Here is a 16647-nt window from a genome sequence, read left to right as displayed (position 1 = left end):
GCGCCGCAAGCGGGTTTGGGGGTGGGTTAAAAAGGGCGGGGCCGGTGGTACAACCAACGGCCCCGCCTTTATGGGTTCCGGCAGCGTAGCTAGCCGGAGCCTGGAACTACTCGGAAGCGTCCGAGCCTTCTGCCGGAGCGGAAGCGTGAACGCGGTCGGCGTCGCCGGCGCCTTCCTCTTCAGCCACTACCGGAGACAGGGACAGCTTTCCGCGGTCATCGATCTTGGTGATCTCGACCTGGATCTTCTGGCCCACGGAGACGACGTCCTCAACATTGTCCACGCGCTTGCCGCCGGCGATCTTGCGCAGCTCGGAGATGTGCAGCAGGCCGTCCTTGCCCGGGGTCAGGGACACGAAGGCGCCGAAGGTCGTGGTCTTGACGACCGTGCCCAGGTAGCGCTCACCGATTTCCGGAACCTGCGGGTTGGCGATGGCGTTGATCGCGGACCGTGCTGCGTCGGCAGACGGGCCGTTGGTGGCGCCGATGTAGACCGTGCCGTCGTCCTCGATCGAGATGTCCGCGCCAGTGTCCTCCTGGATCTGGTTGATCATCTTGCCCTTGGGGCCGATGACCTCGCCGATCTTGTCCACGGGGATCTTGACGGCGATGACGCGCGGAGCGAACTCGGAGAGCTCGTCCGGGGTGTCGATCGCAGCGTTGATGACCTCGAGGATGTGGAGGCGGGCCTCGCGTGCCTGCTTCAGTGCTGCTGCCAGCACGGACGCCGGGATGCCGTCGAGCTTGGTGTCCAGCTGGATGGCGGTGACGAACTCGGAAGTACCGGCAACCTTGAAGTCCATGTCACCGAAGGCATCTTCGGCGCCGAGGATGTCGGTCAGCGCGGCGTAGCGGGTCTGGCCGTCCACCTGATCGGAGACCAGGCCCATGGCGATGCCGGCAACGGCAGCCTTCAGCGGAACACCGGCATTGAGCATGGACAGCGTCGAGGCGCAGACCGAGCCCATGGAGGTGGAGCCGTTGGAGCCGAGGGCTTCGGACACCTGGCGGATGGCGTACGGGAACTCCTCGCGGGACGGCAGCACCGGGACGAGCGCGCGCTCGGCCAGGGCACCGTGGCCGATTTCGCGGCGCTTCGGGGAACCAACGCGGCCGGTCTCACCGGTGGAGTACGGCGGGAAGTTGTAGTTGTGCATGTAGCGCTTGCGCGTTACCGGCGACAGCGAGTCGATCTGCTGTTCCATCTTCAGCATGTTCAGCGTGGTGACGCCCATGATCTGGGTTTCGCCGCGTTCGAAGATGGCGGAACCGTGAACGCGGGGCAGGACCTCGACCTCGGCGGTGAGCTGGCGGATGTCCGTCAGGCCACGTCCATCGATGCGGATCTGGTCCTTGAGGATGCGCTGGCGGACCACGTGCTTGGTCACAGAGCGGAACGCTGCGGACAGCTCCTTCTCGCGGCCTTCGAACTGCCCGGCCAGGGAGCCAACAACCTCATCCTTCAGCTCGTCCGCTGCGTTGTCGCGGTCCTGCTTGTCGGCGATCTGGAAGACAGCGGTGAGCTTCTCCGCGGCAGCAGCCTCGACGGCGGCGTACACGTCGTCCTGGTAGTCCAGGAAGACGGGAAACTCGACGGTGGGCTTGGCGGCGCGGGCAGCCAGGTCCTGCTGGGCTTCGCAGAGTGCCTTGATGAACGGCTTGGCAGCCTCCAGGCCCTCGGAAACAACCTCTTCGGTGGGGGCGGTGGCGCCCTGTTCCTTGATGAGGCTCCAGGAGTTGTCCGTGGCTTCGGCTTCGACCATCATGATGGCGACGTCGTCACCTGCAACGCGGCCAGCTACGACCATGTTGAAGACGGAGTTCTCGAGCTGGGAGTGCTTCGGGAAGGCAACCCACTGCGAACCCTGCTCGTCGGCGACGAGGGCAACGCGGACGCCACCGATCGGGCCCGAGAAGGGCAGGCCGGAGAGCTGGGTGGACATCGAGGAGGCGTTGATGGCCACGACGTCGTAGAGCTCGTCCGGGTTGATTGCCAGGACGGTGACGACAATCTGGACCTCGTTGCGCAGGCCCTTGACGAACGCGGGGCGCAGCGGGCGGTCCATCAGGCGGCAGGCCAGGATGGCTTCCGTGGACGGGCGGCCTTCACGGCGGAAGAACGAGCCCGGGATGCGGCCGGCAGCGTACATGCGCTCTTCGACGTCAACCGTGAGCGGGAAAAAGTCAAAGCCTTCACGCGGGTGCTTGCCGGCGGTGGTGGCAGAGAGCAGCGCGGTGTCCTCGTCGATGTACACCATGGCTGCGCCAGCTGCCTGCTTGGCAAGGCGGCCGGTTTCGAAGCGGATTACACGCTTGCCAAAGCGGCCATTGTCAATGACTGCTTCTGAGAACTGGATTTCGGGACCCTCCAAGAGAGTCACCTCCGTTTCTTTTTATTTAACGGAAGTCCAGCCGCATCAACCCAGCCAGCATCTGTCTACTGGCCCTGCACCCGGTCATCGATCGAGACCCACGGGCCGGCTTCTGTCAGCGAAGCTTCCCGGGGATCACTACCGAGGACCGCGAATGCGTGATGCGGTTGATCCTCCTGTTTAGTTTTTATGTACTACTGACGGGGCGGCCCGTTCCGGCAAGGAAAGGGCCGCCCCCAAACCAGACTAGCGGCGCAGGCCGAGACGCTCGATGAGCGAACGGTAGCGGGCGATGTCGGTGTTCTTCAGGTAAGTCAGCATGCGCTTGCGGCGACCAACCATGGCCAGCAGACCGCGCTGGGTGTGGAAGTCGTGCTTGTGCTCCTTCATGTGCTCAGTCAGATCCTTGATCCGCTGAGTCAGGACCGCAATCTGGACCTCCGGCGAGCCGGTGTCGCCCTCGGACGTTGCGAAATCCTTGATGATGGACTGCTTTACGGCGGCGTCAAGTGCCACAATAACTCCTAGAGATGTGCCGTGAGGCCCGAGTCAGTACTTCACTGCCGGGGGTGCCGGTGCCGACTTCCGAAGAAGTTTCCGCACAAGGCAGGATCCAGCAACCACGGACTGCAGCCGGATCCACCGCTTAGTTTACCGGCCGTGTTGCAATCTTGTCGAAACGGCAACAGTGCTTCCGGGTTGCGGTTCAGGCCTCCGGAAGCAGGTCCCGGATGGCTGCCATGCCGCGGTGGAGTTCCGCAAAGCCCGTGCTCAGCGGCGAAAGTCCAATCCTGATGCCCTGCGGCGCCCGGAAGTCGGGGATCACATCCCTCTCCCACAGCGCCGCAGTCACCTCCCGGAAGGCGGGATGATCAACGGTGATGTGGCCCCCGCGGCGGTCGGCATTCCGCGGCGTGGCAAGCCTCACGCCAGCCGGCGCGAGCCAGGCATCGTGCAGTTCCAGGGCGTAGGCGGTCAGCTGCCGCGACTTTTCGCGGATGGCCGCCATGCCGGCCTCTTCAATCAGGTCCAGGGTGCCTCGCATGGCGATCATTCCGAAGATGGCAGGCGTGCCGCTCAGGAAACCGCGGATACCGGCGGCCGGTTCGTAGCCGGGCCCCATCTCGAACGCATCCTTCCTGCCCATCCATCCCCAGATGGGCTGCGCGAGTCCGGACAGGTGCCGGTCGTTGACGTAGGCGAAGGCGGGCGAGCCCGGCCCGCCGTTCAGGTACTTGTAGGTGCAGCCCGCGGCAAAGTCAACATTCCAGGCGTCCAGCTGCAGCTCCACTGACCCGGCGGAGTGGCACAGGTCCCAGACCACCAGCCCGCCGGCGTCGTGCACTGCCGCCGTGATGGCCGGCAGGTCCGCCAGGTAACCGGAACGGTAGGCCACGTGGCTGAGGAGGACGACGGCGGTGGCCGGCCCCACAGCCTCCCTCACCTGATCGAGGTGGACACCGGAGGCGGGATCCGACTCGATCCAGCGCAGCGTCAGGCCCTCCTCCCTGGCGATGCCTTCGACGAGGTACCGGTCGGTGGGAAAGTTGTCCGTGTCCACTATGATCTCTGTCCGCGCCGGATCCACGACGGCGGCCAGCGCCGCCCGGATCAGCTTGTACAGCACCACGGTGGTGGAGTCGGCGATGATGGTCTGGCCTGCGGCGGCGCCCAGCACCGCCCGCCCCAGCTGATCGCCGATGGCCTGGGGCATGTCCAGCCATTCCTCGTCCCAGCCCCTGATCAGGCGACTGCCCCAGCCCTCCTGGATGAAGGTGGTTATGTCACCTGCGGTCCGCTTGAGCGGGCGGCCCAGGGAGTTGCCGTCGAGGTAGGACAGCTCGGTGTCCGCGCCGATGAACAGGTCCCGGTACCGGGCCAGGCGGTCTTCAGCATCGAGGCGCGAGGCCTTTTGAAGCAGGGCGTCGGCTGGTTGCGTGCCCAGCTCTCCGGCGCCGGTCAGGTCACCCGAGCCGTCCAGGGCGGTCACTGCCCGATCTCCGTACGCACGGCGAACAGCTCCGGGAAGAACGTCAGCTCAAGGGCCTTTTGCAGGAACGCCGCCCCGGTGGAGCCGCCGGTCCCCGTTTTCATGCCGATGGTCCGTTGCACTGTGCGCAGGTGCCGGAAGCGCCACAGCTGGAAGTTGTCCTCAAGGTCAACCAGCTCCTCGCACGCCTCATACGCTCCCCAGTTCTGCGCAGCGTTCTCGTAGATGTGCTTGAAGAGAGGCACCAGCCCCGGTTCAAACTCATGCGCCCGGGTGACATCCCTGTTGAGTACTTCCTCGGGCACGTGGAAGCCCTGGCGGTGCAGGTAAGCGAGGAATTCGTCGTAGATGCTCGGCGCGTGCAGGACTTCGGTGAGCAGGGCGTGGGCATCGGGGTCCGATTCGAAGACGGGAAGCATCTTCCTGTTCTTGTTGCCCAGCACGAACTCCACGGCACGGTACTGGCTGGACTGGAATCCGGATGAATTGCCCAGGAACCCGCGGAATTCCGCGTACTCGGTGGGTGTCAGCGTGGCTAGGACGGACCACTGTTCGGTGAGGGTCTTCTGGATGTGCTTGACCCGCGCGATGCCCTTCAGGGCCGAACCGAGGTCATCGGAACGCAGCCACTGGGCGGCACTGCGGAGCTCGTGGAGCACCAGCTTCAGCCACAGCTCCGTGGTCTGGTGCTGGATGATGAAGAGCAATTCGTCATGGTGTTCCGGGACGCTGACGGGCTGCTGGGCGCTGAGCAGCGTGGGCAGCTGAAGGTAGGACGCGTAACTCATGCGGGAACTGAAATCGCGCACAATGCCCTCGTCCAGTTTCCTGGTGTTCTTCTCTACGGTCACAGCGTCGCCTTCCTTGCCAATACTGTGTGATGCGGGACGGTGTGTTGCAGGCCCGGAGGTTCAGGCGGGTCAGCGCTTGAGCAGGATGTCGTGCGTCTGCAGGACGTCCTGGCGCATCTGCTCCACGAGGGCTTCAGGCCCACGGTATGCCACCATGCCGCGGAGCCTGGCCACGAACTCCACAACTACTGTCTGGCCGTACAGATCGAAGTCCTCGATGCGCTCTTCGGGCCTGTCGATGACGTGCGCCTCCACCTGGCGGCTCACACCGTCGAAGGTGGGGTTGGAGCCAACGGAGATGGCGGCGGGCCAGCGCGTCCCCGCCTCGTCCACGAGCCAGCCCGCGTAGATGCCGTCCCCCGGAATCAGTCCGCTCGCATCGCTGGAGAGGTTGGCGGTGGGGAAACCGAGGTCCCGGCCGCGCGCGGCGCCGTGGACCACCTCGCCCCGCATCCGGTGTGCGCGGCCAAGGACAGCGCCGGCGGTGCCGACGTCTCCCTCCCGCAGCGCTTCGCGCACCCAGGTCGAGGAGCAGCGGCGGTCCGTCCCGCCGTCGTCATGCAGCGGGAAGCCTTCCGAGCCGAACTCGCTGATCACCAGCACCTCGAAGCCGAACTTCTCCCCCAGATCCTGCATGGTGTTCAGGTCCCCGGAGTTGCCCTTGCCGAAGCGGGTGTCGTGGCCGATGACAACGTGGCTGGCGTGGAGGCTGTCCACGAGGACCGAGCCGACGAACTCTTCCGGGGTAAGGCCGGCGAGCTCCAGGGAGTACTTCATGACCAGAACGGCGTCCAGTCCGAGCTCGCCGAGGGCCTGGAGTTTGTCCTGCAGGCCCATGATCAGCTCTGGCGCGCTTTCCGGCCGGTGGACCAGTGCCGGATGGGGGTCGAACGTCACGGCAACCGACTTGGCGTTGTTCAGCCGCGCGGTCCTGATGAGTTGGGACAGCACCTGCTGGTGGCCGCGGTGGACGCCGTCGAAATTGCCGATAGTGACAACGGAAGGACCAAAGTCTTCGGGGACCTCGGTCGGATCATTCCAGATGTGGACCATCAACCTCGCCTTTTACTGCCTGCCAGAACTTGCTTCCGGCGCGCCAGGCCCGGAACTCTCTAAGGTTACCCGCAATCACTGCCGGTCACGGACGCCCCGGGGTGCGGGCCGGTGGCCTGGTGGACCGCGCTGGGCGCAACCCGGGTCGGCCTACCGTCTGCAGGTACGCCCCGCTAGGATGCAAAGGCAGCGGCCCGGGCAGCACTGCCCTGAGCCTTCGAATTTCATTCGCGTTTCAACTGCACGGATCGCCTGCGAGATGATCGGGCGGGAAGGAGCCACGCCATGAGTGATATCCAGGAGTTGCTGGGACAGATCCCTGTCCAGCAGATCGCCTCCCTGCTGGGGACCGATACGGCGTCCGCCCAGGCCGCCGTGGAAGCCGCAGTGCCGACGCTGCTTGCCGGAATGCAGAGCAACGTCCAGGCGCCGGATGGCGCTGCTGCGCTTGAATCCGAGCTGGCCAGGCACCGGAACGGACTGGCCGACGTCGGCGTGGACCCGTCGCAGGTTGACACCCAGGACGGCGAAAAGATCGTTGGCCACGTCTTCGGCGGCCAGCAGGACCAGGTGGCCAATCAGTTGGCGGGAACAGCGAACCTCGGCGGAGTTGGCGGGGACCTCGTCCGCAAGCTGCTGCCGATCCTCGCCCCGATCGTCATGTCTTATCTGGCCAAAAAGGTCCTCGGCGGCGGGCAGGGTTCCGGAGCGCAGCCCTCCCCTACCGGTGGAGGCGGAATTGACTTGGGAAGCATCCTCGGGGGAATCCTGGGCGGCAGCCTCGGCGGGCTTGGTTCCGGCGGGCAGGGCACCGGTGGACAGGGCGCGGGCGGGCCCGGATCAGGAGGGCTAGGTTCGGGCGGCCTTGGCGATATCCTTGGCGGCATTCTTGGCGGCGGCTCGCAGCCCCAGCAGGCTCCGCTGACGGAGCAGGACCAGGAACCACCCACGCAATCCGGCCCGGCGCAACCGAACGATTCAGGGCAAACTAACGATTCGGCGCCACCCTCGCACCGGTCGGTGACGCCCGGCGAGCTGATCGAAGTGGACCTGCCGGACGAGAACCGCTAGATCCGTGCGGCAGGGGCTGCGGGCCGCCGTCGGTAAAGCCAGATGAGGCCAAGAATCGGCAGGATGAAGGGAACGAAGGCGTAGCCGCGGCCAAACGCGGACCACACGGTTTCGTGCGGGAACTGCACGGGGTCGAACAGGCTCAGCGCCCCCACGACAATGACGCCGACCAGTTCCACCAGGACGGCGACCAGGGACACCTTGAACCAGGTGCGGCCGGCCTTGGCCAGCGACACCGTGGCCACGACGTAGACGACAGCGGCGAACGCGGAGAGCAGGTAGGCCAGCGGGGCTTCGGAGAACTTGGTGAGGGTCTGATAGCCGGCCCGGGCGGTGGCCGAAATGGCAAAGATGGCGTAGACGGCGATGAGGAGCCTGCCGGGACCGGTGTTCCTCGTGTCGGCGGGGCGCTTGCCTGTGTGTTCGGACGTATCAGCCACGTTGCGTGCTTCTTCCACTTCAGTACCAGATCTGATTCATGCGGGCGGCCATGACGAGGGCGGTAACGCCGACGGCGGCCAGGACAAAGTTGCTCCAGCGGGTCCGTTCCAGGACGGACCAGTACACCGCGGCTACCGGCAGCAAGAGCGCGGTGGCGAGGTAGCCCCAGAACTCCCAGGCTTCTCCCGCGATCTGCTCCCCCGCGATGACCCGCACTATCGAGCCAACGAGGTAGACCAACAGGGCCAGTTCGACGGCGGCCACCGAAAGGATGGTGATGTCGTTCGGGGCCTTCTTCATGATGCCCGCCGCCATGCAGATGAGCGTGGACAGCAGGCCGACGCCCAGGATGATGTAGAAATACGCGTCCAACGCTAGGCCCGCCCGCCGCCGTCGGCACCCGGACCGCCAGGAATGCCGGCGCCTGCGCCGGAGCTGGAACCGCCTGTGCCCGAACTGTTGGAGCCGCCCGGTCCCGTTCCCGGGGCGAAGACCAGCACGGGTTTGGCGAAACTTCCGCTGTCAGCGAGAAGCGCCACAAGCGATCCGTCAGGCGCGAACGCGGCTGCTGGCTTTTCGGCTGTCGCGGCGGCCGGTGTGCCCGCAGCGGCTCCGGCCGCGATGCGCCGGCCGAAGGAAATCTCTGTGGTTTCGTCTGCGCTCAGCTCCCGGTTGGGCATGAGCACCCTGGCCGCCTGCGACATTTCGAGGATTTCGAGGTCTTCCGCGAGCTGCTCGAGGGTGCGTGCCTGGTCCAGCGAGTACGGTCCCACGTTGGTCCGACGCAATGCGGTCAGGTGCCCGCCGACGCCGAGGGAGTTACCGAGGTCCCGGGCGAGGGCACGGATGTACGTGCCCGAGGAACATTCCACCGTCACGTCGACGTCCACGACATCGGTGTCGTGTCCGGCCGCCTGGTCCCGGCGGATTCCGTGGATGTCGAAGCGGTGGATGGTGACCGGCCGGGCAGCCAGCTGGACATCTTCCCCGGACCGGACGCGGGCATAGGAGCGCTCGCCGTTGACTTTGATGGCGCTGACGCTGCTCGGGACCTGTTGGATCTCTCCCGTCAGGGACTCTACGCCGGAGCGGACGGCATCCTCGGTCAGGAAGGCAGCGCTGGCGCGGCTGACAACTTCGCCTTCGGCGTCGTCGGTGATGGTGGATTCCCCCAGCCGGATGGTGGCCGTGTAGGTCTTTGACGTGCCCACGATGTACGTGAGGAGCCGCGTTGCCTTGTTGATGCCGAGCACCAGCACGCCGGTGGCCATGGGATCCAGCGTTCCCGCGTGGCCCACTTTCCGGGTACCGGCGATCCGCCGCATCCGTCCAACCACATCGTGGCTGGTCCATCCCTGCGGCTTGTCCACTATTACCAGTCCAGAAAGCACGCCTATCAGTATATCGGGCACCTGGCAGGGGAATTGGGACCCATCGGTGATGCGGCAGGGCCCGGCGCTAGGATGGCAGTCATGCCCGAGCTTTCCGCGCACATACGCGACGTCCCCGTCAACCAAATCCGCGAGATCACCGAGGCGGCGTGGCGCACCCCCGGAGCGCTGATCCTGAGTATCGGGGAGCCCGGGTTCCCGCTCCCCCGCCATGTCCTGGATGCCGGAATAGCTTGCCTGGACCGTGACGAGACCAACTACACCCCGAACGGCGGCATCCCGCCTCTCCGGGAGGCCTTCGCCGCCAGGTTCCGAGAGCAGTCCGGCGTAGATATCGGAGCGGACCGCGTATACGTGGTCGACGGCGCCCAGCAGGGCCTGCACTTCGCTATGAGCCTGCTGCTCGCCCCCGGCGACGAAATCCTGATTCCCAATCCCGGCTATCCCACGTTTGGCATGACCAGCCGGCTGCTGCATGCCGTCCCCGTGGAATATCCCCTGTACCCCGCCCATGATTTCCAGCCCCGGATCGCGGACGTCGAGGCGCTCATCACGGACCGTACGCGCGTGCTGATGCTCAACTCGCCGTCGAACCCCCTGGGCGCCGTTCTCCGGGAAGACCTGACCCGGGAACTGGTTGAACTGGCCCGCCGCCATGACCTTTGGATCATCTCGGACGAGTGCTACGAGGCCTTCACCTACGACGTCCCGCACGTGAGTCCTGCCCGGTTCGACAGCACCGACCCCGGCGAGGCGCGTGTCTTCACGTCGCTGACGCTGTCCAAGACGTATGGGCTCACCGGCCTGCGCATAGGGGCACTGATCTGCCCGCCCGGGCTGGAGCAGCGGATGAACAACGTCATGGAGGCGATCGTCTCCTGTGTGGCCTCGCCGTCCCAGTACGCGGCGCTCGCCGCGTTGACCGGTCCGCAGGACTACGTAGCGCAGGCCCACGCGCATTACCGGGCCAACCGCGACGCGGCGTCGGCTGTCCTGGCGGAGAAGGGCATTCCCTACCTGAGCGCGCAGGGGGCGTTCTACCTGTGGGCGGACGTCTCGCACGTGAGCGGCGGAAATGTCCGGGCCTGGGTCAAACAGTTTCTCGCCGAGGCCGGAGTCTCCTTTGCACCCGGGACTGCCTTTGGTTCGATCGGCGAAGGGTGGATCCGGATCGCCTTGTGCGGCGAACAAAGCGAATTGGTCGAAGGCGTGGGCAGGCTTCCCAGCAGGCTCGCCGGGTAGCGAGCGTCAGTAGTCGGTGCGTTCGGCGTTGTTGCGCCAGGCATCGAACGGATTGCCCGACGTCGGGACCTGGGTATGGCTGACCGGCAACAGTTCGGGCCGTGTGCCGCCGAAGTACTCGTAGAAGACGGCGTCGTCGAATCCCGCGGCGGCTGCGCCGTGCCGGTCAGCGGCGAAGTACACACGGTCGATCCGTGCCCAGAGCGCCGCCGCGAGGCACAGCGGGCAGGGCTCGCAGCTGGCGTACAGGACAGCGCCACTGAGGTCGAAGTTCCGGATCTCCTTGGCGGCGGTCCGGATAGCCACCACCTCGGCATGGGCGGTGGGATCGTTGTCCCGGGTGACCCGGTTGACCCCTTCGTGGACGGTGCCGTCGGCTGTCACCACCAGCGCGCCGAAGGGCCCGCCGCCGGATGCAACATTCCGTTCGGCAAGTGCCACCGCCTCGGTAAGGTATCCGGTTACGTCTGCAGCAGATGGGTGGGCGCGCATGGTCTGATCATAGCCAGCCGGGTGACGCTGCGGGACTGCCGGCTCCCGTTCATTCCTTTTGGGGTCGGGCGTGGAAGTAGTTGTTGCGGCGGGGTTTTCGGTGGGGGTCGAGTTCGGGTGGGGGTTTGAACCACGGCACCCCGCCGGTAACTTCGATGATCCACTTTTCCTTGTGGATGAGGTGGTGGTGGTGGCTGCAGAGCAGGACGCCGTTGCCGGTGCTGGTGGTTCCGCCGCGTGACCAGTAGGTGATGTGGTGGGCTTCGCACCAGGGTGCGGGGATGGTGCAGCCGGGGAACGCGCAGCCCTGGTCCCGGGCCATGATGGCCTTGCGGATGTGGGGCGGGAAGACCCGTGAGGCGCGGCCGATGTCCAGGATCCTGCCCTGGCTGCCGAGGACGATGGGGATGATGTCGGCGTCGCAGGCGATTTTACGGATCGTAGCCGGGATCACTGGCCGCTGAAGGCGAACAGGGCAGTGCCTTGGTTGGTCCGCCCGGTGTAAGCGGGATGCGGTTCTTGGGTCTCCTCGGCCCACTGCGCTTCGTGGTCCCACTGCACGCCTTGGGCCAATTGTGCGTCTTGTCGTTTCCGGAGGTCGGCGAGGAGGTCGCGGTAGTACGACACTATTTGCCCGGCCACAGTCCGACGCGACATTCCAAAGTCAGCTCCGGCCCATCGACATGCCCCGAAGGCTGGGCTTAGAATACGCGCGTCGGGGGACCCGATTTTCGGACCATATATCGGTCTCAATGCTCTGAATGCGCAGCATTGACATTGGAGACGGTATGGAAAAGCAACGAGCACTCTTGGCGGCTGTCGCGGCTGCCTCACTCCTCTTGTCCGCGTCCCCGGCGGGCCACGCAGCCCCGGCCGGCAAAACAGCAGAAAGCCAGTCCGCACCGACCGTGCTCACAAAAGGCCTGCTGAGCCCGCTCCACCTCAGCGACGGACCGGACGGTTCCGTTCTGGTCAGTGAGGAATTCGCGGGGAAGCTGACGAAAATTGCGCGGGACGGCAGCAAGTCGATGGTTTACCGGAACGCAGCCTGGGACGTGGCCGGCACCGATCGGGGTGGCCGCACCATTTACCTGGCCGAGAGCCAGGGCGCCGGACCCATGGATCCTAGGCCGCTGGCCGGACACATCAGAAGCATCGGCGCCGACGGCAAGCACCGCACCTTCGGCGACCTCGCTGCCCTGGAGGTGAAACACAATGCGGACGGCGGCACGAGCTACGGCTTCAAGGACCTTCCCGCTGCCTGCGTTGCCAAGCTGCCGAAGGATGTGGAGGCTTCCTACAAGGGGCACATCGATTCACATCCCTATGGAATCGAGGTTTACGGGAACACCATCTACGTTGCCGACGCCGGGGCCAACAGCATCGTGTCGGTCGACGTGAGGTCAGGCAAGGCTGAAACCGTAGCCGTGCTGCCGCCCCGGCCGCACACGTTCACCACAAAAGAAACCGTGTCACTGAAACTCCCTGGTTGCGTCGCAGGCCATACCTACCGGTTCGAGCCCGTGCCTACCGACGTCGAGCGCGGACCGGACGGCTGGCTGTACGTCTCTGTGCTGCCCGGCGGACCGGAGGACCCGGCACTGGGTGCCCGCGGAGCGGTGTACAAGGTCAACCCCCACAATGGCCGCATCAAGCTGTTCGCGGATGACGTGATGTCACCCACCGGCCTGGACATGGACGACGACGGGAACGTGTACGTCGCGTCCCTCTTCGGCAAGGGTGTGCTGAGGCTGTCCGCACATTCAAGCAAGCAGACGGTAGTGCTTCCGGGAGCGCTCACCGCCGACGTCGACATCAGGGGCGGGACCATCTACGCGACGGTCAACTCACTGCCGGCACCTAATGCGGCGCCGGACGGCCGTGTCGTGAAGGCCCCACTCGACGACTAGCAAAGTAAGGGCAGCAAAAAAGTAAGGGTGCGGCCGGATTGATTAGATCCGACCGCACCCTTTCAGTGCGTGATGGCATGAGCTCTGCGGCGCAGAACCGGCAACGCTAGCTAGCGGTTCCGGTCCTCATCGATTGCATCGTCATCCGCCAGGTCGAGGTCCTCTTCGTCGAAGTCGTCTTCGTCGATATCCACGTCCGGCTGGACGTCGCTCTTGTACGGGTCGGCGTCGCCCGCGGGCTTGGCGTTCCGGGCCAGCTCGGCCACCTCGGCATCGCGCTGCTTCGCGGTGCGGAGCAGTTCTTCGAGATTGGACGCGTTCACAGGAATCTGGTCCGCGACGAACTCCAGCGTAGGCGTTAGCCGGACGGTGATGTTCCGGCCCACTTCCTGCCTCAGCACACCCTTGGCCTTCTCCAGCCCCTTGGCGGCATCAGCCTGCACGGCCTGGTCGCCGAACACGGTGTAGTAGACGGTGGCATGCTGCAGGTCATTGGTCACACGGGCATCGGTGACAGTAATGCCCTCAAGCCGAGGATCCTTCACCTTCCGGCCCAAAGCCTCAGCAACAACAACCTTAATCCGCTGCGCCAACTTGGCAGCGCGTGCCGGATCAGCCATTTTTACTCCTAGAAATTTTGGATGTACGACGGCGCCGGAACGGTGCCCGCACAACTGTTGGGTTTGGTGCCACTCACCTAAGGCGAGTCTACGACGGACTCCCGTTGGATTTTCCCGGGGCCCCCTTGTCGGCGGAAAACTGCGGGGCCGCCGGAAAAATCCAACGGCCCCGCACCGAGACTGCTAAACCAACTTAGACGCGCGGCTTCTCGCGCATCTCGAAGGTCTCGATGATGTCGCCTTCGGTGATGTCGTTGTACGAACCCAGTCCGATACCACACTCGAAGTCCGTGCGGACCTCGGTGGCGTCGTCCTTGAAGCGCTTGAGCGTCTCCACCGTGAGGTTGTCGCCGATGATCTTGCCGCCGCGGCTGATGCGGGCCTTCGTGTTGCGTCGGATGGTGCCCGAGCGAACGATGGAGCCTGCGATGTTGCCGAACTTGGAGGAACGGAACACTTCGCGGACCTCGGCGGTGCCCAGCTGGACCTCTTCGTACTCCGGCTTGAGCATGCCCTTGAGGGCTGCCTCGATGTCATCGATTGCTGCATAGATGACGGAGTAGAAGCGCATGTCCACGCCTTCGCGGTCTGCCAGTTCGGCAACACGCTCGGCGGGCTTGACGTTGAAGCCGATGATGACGGCGCTGTCGACCGTTGCCAGGTTGACGTCGTTCTGCGTGATCGCACCGACACCGCGGTGGATGACGCGGAGCTGGACACCTTCGCCGACGTCGATCTTGAGCAGCGCGTCTTCGAGGGCTTCCACGGCACCGGACACGTCACCCTTGAGGATGAGGTTGAGGGTGTCGATCTTGCCTTCGGCGACGGCCTGGTCGAAGTCTTCCAGGCTGATGCGCTTGCGGCGCTTGGCCAGGGCGGCGTTGCGGTCGGCGGCTTCACGCTTCTCGGCGATCTGGCGGGCCGTGCGCTCGTCGGAGGTCACCAGGAAGGTGTCACCGGCGCGCGGCACGTTGGACAGGCCGAGGACCTGGACCGGACGGGACGGCAGTGCGACGTCGAGGGCGTCGCCGTCCTCGTCGAACATGGCGCGGACGCGGCCGTGGGCCGTGCCGGCCACGATCGTGTCGCCGACGGCCAGGGTACCGGACTGCACCAGGACGGTGGCCACAGAACCGCGGCCCTTGTCCAGGTTCGCTTCAATGGCGATGCCTCGGGCGGCCTTGTCCGGGTTGGCCCGCAGGTCCAGCGCGGCGTCGGCGGTCAGGAGCACAGCGTCAATCAGCTCGTTGATGTTCAGGTTCTGGCGGGCAGAGACCTCAACGAACATGGTGTCGCCACCGTATTCTTCCGGAACCAGACCGTACTCGGTGAGCTGGCCCTTGACCTTGTCCGGGTTCGCGCCTTCCTTGTCGATCTTGTTCACGGCCACGACGATCGGCACGTTGGCCGCCTGGGCGTGGTTGAGGGCTTCAACGGTCTGCGGCATTACGCCGTCGTCCGCTGCCACAACCAGGATGGCGATGTCCGTGACCTTCGCACCACGGGCACGCATGGCGGTGAACGCCTCGTGACCCGGGGTGTCGATGAAGGTGATGTCGCGCACCGCACCCTCGTGCTCGTGGCTGATCTGGTAGGCACCGATGTGCTGGGTGATGCCACCGTGCTCGCCGGCAACGACGTCAGAGTTACGGATGGCGTCGAGCAGGCGGGTCTTACCGTGGTCAACGTGACCCATGACGGTGACTACCGGAGGACGTGCCTCAAGTACTTCGTCACCCTCGGCCTCGAGTTCGGCCTCGACGTCGATATCGAACGTGCTGAGCAGCTCGCGCTCCTCATCCTCGGGCGAAACGACCTGCAGCTTGTAGCCAAGTTCCTCGCCGAGGAGAGCGAAGGTGTCCTCGTCCAGCGACTGGGTTGCCGTTGCCATTTCACCGAGGTGGAAGAGCACGGTAACCAGCGCGGCGGGGTTCGCCTCGATCTTGTCAGCGAAGTCCGTGATGGACGAGCCACGGCGAAGCCGGATAACGGTGTTGCCGTCGCCGCGGGGTACGCTCACGCCACCCAGCGACGGTGCGCTCATCTGCTCAAGTTCCTGGCGCTTTGCGCGCTTCGACTTGCGCTGCTTGCCGCGGCCAGCGCCGCCCTTACCGAACGCACCTTGGGTGCCACCGCGACCGCGGCCACCCTTGCCGAAGCCACCGCCGGCCGGAGCGCCGCCGCCGCCACCGGGACCGCCGGTTCCGGGAGCGCCGGGACGGCCGGGACCGCCGGGACCGCGGCCGCCGCCACCGGGACGCCCGGCACCTGCAGGTGCGGGACGCTCGGTGCGGTTAGGCATCATGCCAGGCGTGGGCCGGTTTCCACCGGCACCCGGACGGGGACCGCCGGGACGGGCGCCGCCTGCGCCAGCCGCAGGACGCGGGCCGGGCGTAGCGCCGGGACGCGGAGCACCGGGGCGGGGTCCGCCTGCACCGGCTGCCGGACGCGGGCCGCCGGGACGCTCGCCGTCAGTGCGGCCGCCGCCGGGACGGGGCATGCCCTGGGAAGTTGCAAACGGGTTGTTGCCCGGGCGCGGCGGACGTTCACCGTCTCCGCCGCGGCCGCGGGGCATGCCCTGGGACGTGGCGAAGGGGTTGTTGCCGGGGCGGGGGCCGCCGGGACGCGGAGCGCCGCCCGGACGTGAGGGGGTCTCAGCCTTGGGCGCGGGACGTGCCCCCGGCTTCGCACCAGTGGAGGGCGCAGCAGGCGTCGAGGCAGCCGGAGCTGCCGGGGCGGCGGGAGCAGCCGGAGCTGCAGGCGCCTCGGCCTTGGGGGCCGGTGCCGGTGCCGGTGCGGGAGCCGGAGCAGGCGCCGCAGCCTTGGGGGCAGCGGGGCCGGGAGCCGGCGCGGGACGGGATTCCGCCGGCTTGGCCGGGGACTTGGGGGCGGCTGCGGGGGCTTCGGACTTCGAAGCGGCGACAGCCGGGAACGCGTTGCGGAGTTTCCGCACCACGGGGGCCTCAATGGTGGAAGAGGCGGAGCGAACAAATTCGCCCAGTTCCTGCAGTTTGGTTACTGCATCTTTGGAAGTAATACCGAGCTCTTTTGCAAGCTCATGTACGCGGACCTTGGCCACATTTCTCCTGTCTCGGTCCGCACCGAGCCAGGCACGAACCGTCTACTTCTTACTGCGGGCCCCCGCTGCGGTTACAGCTGAAAGGCCCATTGCAGAGCGCAACAAAGTTGTCATCGTTACGCGCTCATCGCTGGGA

The 16647-nt window shown here is 65.9% G+C and carries 15 protein-coding genes and 1 pseudogene; 3 read left to right on the top strand and 13 right to left on the bottom strand.

Annotated elements, in window-relative coordinates; translation table 11 throughout:
* Nucleotides 1–106 precede the first annotated feature (106 nt).
* The 5 genes from CXZ05_RS01615 to CXZ05_RS01595 form a co-directional block, all read right to left on the bottom strand.
* Nucleotides 107–2371, bottom strand: a complete 2265-nt coding sequence (locus tag CXZ05_RS01615; RefSeq protein ID WP_102970861.1) for a polyribonucleotide nucleotidyltransferase — start codon at nt 2369–2371, stop codon at nt 107–109.
* A 246-nt stretch (nt 2372–2617) separates the two neighbouring features.
* Nucleotides 2618–2887 carry a 30S ribosomal protein S15 gene (gene rpsO, locus CXZ05_RS01610; protein WP_102970860.1) on the bottom strand — a complete coding sequence of 90 codons (270 nt, stop codon included), beginning with the start codon at nt 2885–2887 and terminating at the stop codon, nt 2618–2620.
* A gap of 190 nt (nt 2888–3077) precedes the next feature.
* Nucleotides 3078–4316 carry a kynureninase gene (gene kynU, locus CXZ05_RS01605; RefSeq protein WP_180987224.1) on the bottom strand — a complete coding sequence of 413 codons (1239 nt, stop codon included), beginning with the start codon at nt 4314–4316 and terminating at the stop codon, nt 3078–3080.
* A gap of 41 nt (nt 4317–4357) precedes the next feature.
* On the bottom strand, nt 4358–5212 hold the full coding sequence (gene kynA / locus CXZ05_RS01600) for a tryptophan 2,3-dioxygenase (protein ID WP_102970859.1): 855 nt from the start codon (nt 5210–5212) through the stop codon (nt 4358–4360).
* A 69-nt stretch (nt 5213–5281) separates the two neighbouring features.
* Nucleotides 5282–6265 (bottom strand): bifunctional riboflavin kinase/FAD synthetase, encoded by a 984-nt coding sequence (locus CXZ05_RS01595; protein WP_102970858.1) that lies wholly within the window; start codon nt 6263–6265, stop codon nt 5282–5284.
* Nucleotides 6266–6550: 285 nt separating this feature from the next.
* On the opposite strand from CXZ05_RS01595, the gene CXZ05_RS01590 reads away from it, so the two are divergent.
* Nucleotides 6551–7336 (top strand): DUF937 domain-containing protein, encoded by a 786-nt coding sequence (locus tag CXZ05_RS01590; RefSeq protein WP_102970857.1) that lies wholly within the window; start codon nt 6551–6553, stop codon nt 7334–7336.
* On the opposite strand, the gene CXZ05_RS01585 is transcribed toward CXZ05_RS01590, so the two are convergent.
* The 3 genes from CXZ05_RS01585 to truB are packed head-to-tail and all read right to left on the bottom strand — an operon-like array spanning nt 7333 to nt 9168.
* Nucleotides 7333–7794 (bottom strand): hypothetical protein, encoded by a 462-nt coding sequence (locus CXZ05_RS01585; protein WP_374754612.1) that lies wholly within the window; start codon nt 7792–7794, stop codon nt 7333–7335. The two genes, CXZ05_RS01590 and CXZ05_RS01585, sit on opposite strands and share 4 nt — an antisense overlap.
* Before the next feature lies 1 nt (nt 7795).
* The gene (locus tag CXZ05_RS01580; protein ID WP_102970856.1) at nt 7796–8149 is read right to left on the bottom strand and encodes a hypothetical protein; all 354 of its coding nucleotides are present in this window, start codon (nt 8147–8149) and stop codon (nt 7796–7798) included.
* Between the two features lie 2 nt (nt 8150–8151).
* Nucleotides 8152–9168 (bottom strand): tRNA pseudouridine(55) synthase TruB, encoded by a 1017-nt coding sequence (gene truB, locus CXZ05_RS01575; protein ID WP_258006395.1) that lies wholly within the window; start codon nt 9166–9168, stop codon nt 8152–8154.
* 81 nt (nt 9169–9249) lie between these two features.
* Between truB and CXZ05_RS01570 the strand changes: the two genes are divergently transcribed.
* Complete coding sequence (locus CXZ05_RS01570; protein WP_180987214.1) at nt 9250–10410, top strand: pyridoxal phosphate-dependent aminotransferase; 1161 nt, start codon at nt 9250–9252, stop codon at nt 10408–10410.
* A gap of 6 nt (nt 10411–10416) precedes the next feature.
* Here CXZ05_RS01570 and CXZ05_RS01565 read toward each other — a convergent pair whose 3' ends face one another.
* The 3 genes and pseudogenes from CXZ05_RS01565 to CXZ05_RS23315 all read right to left on the bottom strand — a co-directional run bounded on the left by CXZ05_RS01565 (nt 10417) and on the right by CXZ05_RS23315 (nt 11544).
* Nucleotides 10417–10902, bottom strand: a complete 486-nt coding sequence (locus tag CXZ05_RS01565) for a nucleoside deaminase (protein WP_102970854.1) — start codon at nt 10900–10902, stop codon at nt 10417–10419.
* Between the two features lie 49 nt (nt 10903–10951).
* Nucleotides 10952–11359 (bottom strand): annotated as a pseudogene (locus tag CXZ05_RS01560) (HNH endonuclease); the annotation flags it as partial.
* Nucleotides 11353–11544 (bottom strand): hypothetical protein, encoded by a 192-nt coding sequence (locus CXZ05_RS23315; protein ID WP_258006407.1) that lies wholly within the window; start codon nt 11542–11544, stop codon nt 11353–11355. The pseudogene CXZ05_RS01560 and the gene CXZ05_RS23315, both read right to left, overlap by 7 nt.
* Before the next feature lie 146 nt (nt 11545–11690).
* On the opposite strand from CXZ05_RS23315, the gene CXZ05_RS01555 reads away from it, so the two are divergent.
* Complete coding sequence (locus CXZ05_RS01555; protein ID WP_102970853.1) at nt 11691–12812, top strand: ScyD/ScyE family protein; 1122 nt, start codon at nt 11691–11693, stop codon at nt 12810–12812.
* Nucleotides 12813–12922: 110 nt separating this feature from the next.
* Here CXZ05_RS01555 and rbfA read toward each other — a convergent pair whose 3' ends face one another.
* A complete protein-coding gene (gene rbfA, locus CXZ05_RS01550) occupies nt 12923–13432 on the bottom strand; it encodes a 30S ribosome-binding factor RbfA (protein ID WP_102970852.1) in 510 nt (169 codons plus the stop codon).
* A gap of 193 nt (nt 13433–13625) precedes the next feature.
* A complete protein-coding gene (gene infB, locus CXZ05_RS01545; RefSeq protein ID WP_102970851.1) occupies nt 13626–16511 on the bottom strand; it encodes a translation initiation factor IF-2 in 2886 nt (961 codons plus the stop codon).
* Nucleotides 16512–16647 lie beyond the last annotated feature (136 nt).

Source organism: Arthrobacter sp. AFG20 (assembly GCF_002892795.1).
GTDB lineage: Bacteria > Actinomycetota > Actinomycetes > Actinomycetales > Micrococcaceae > Arthrobacter.
This window is presented reverse-complemented; position numbering and strand designations above follow the sequence as displayed.

Excerpts from the sequence above, each read along its gene's own strand:
- CXZ05_RS01595 (WP_102970858.1), bottom strand. The coding sequence starts at position 6,265 with ATGGTCCACATCTGGAATGATCCGACCGAGGTCCCCGAAGACTTTGGT.
- CXZ05_RS01570 (WP_180987214.1), top strand. The coding sequence starts at position 9,250 with ATGCCCGAGCTTTCCGCGCACATACGCGACGTCCCCGTCAACCAAATC.
- CXZ05_RS01590 (WP_102970857.1), top strand. The coding sequence starts at position 6,551 with ATGAGTGATATCCAGGAGTTGCTGGGACAGATCCCTGTCCAGCAGATC.
- CXZ05_RS01555 (WP_102970853.1), top strand. The coding sequence starts at position 11,691 with ATGGAAAAGCAACGAGCACTCTTGGCGGCTGTCGCGGCTGCCTCACTC.
- CXZ05_RS01565 (WP_102970854.1), bottom strand. The coding sequence starts at position 10,902 with ATGCGCGCCCACCCATCTGCTGCAGACGTAACCGGATACCTTACCGAG.
- rbfA (WP_102970852.1), bottom strand. The coding sequence starts at position 13,432 with ATGGCTGATCCGGCACGCGCTGCCAAGTTGGCGCAGCGGATTAAGGTT.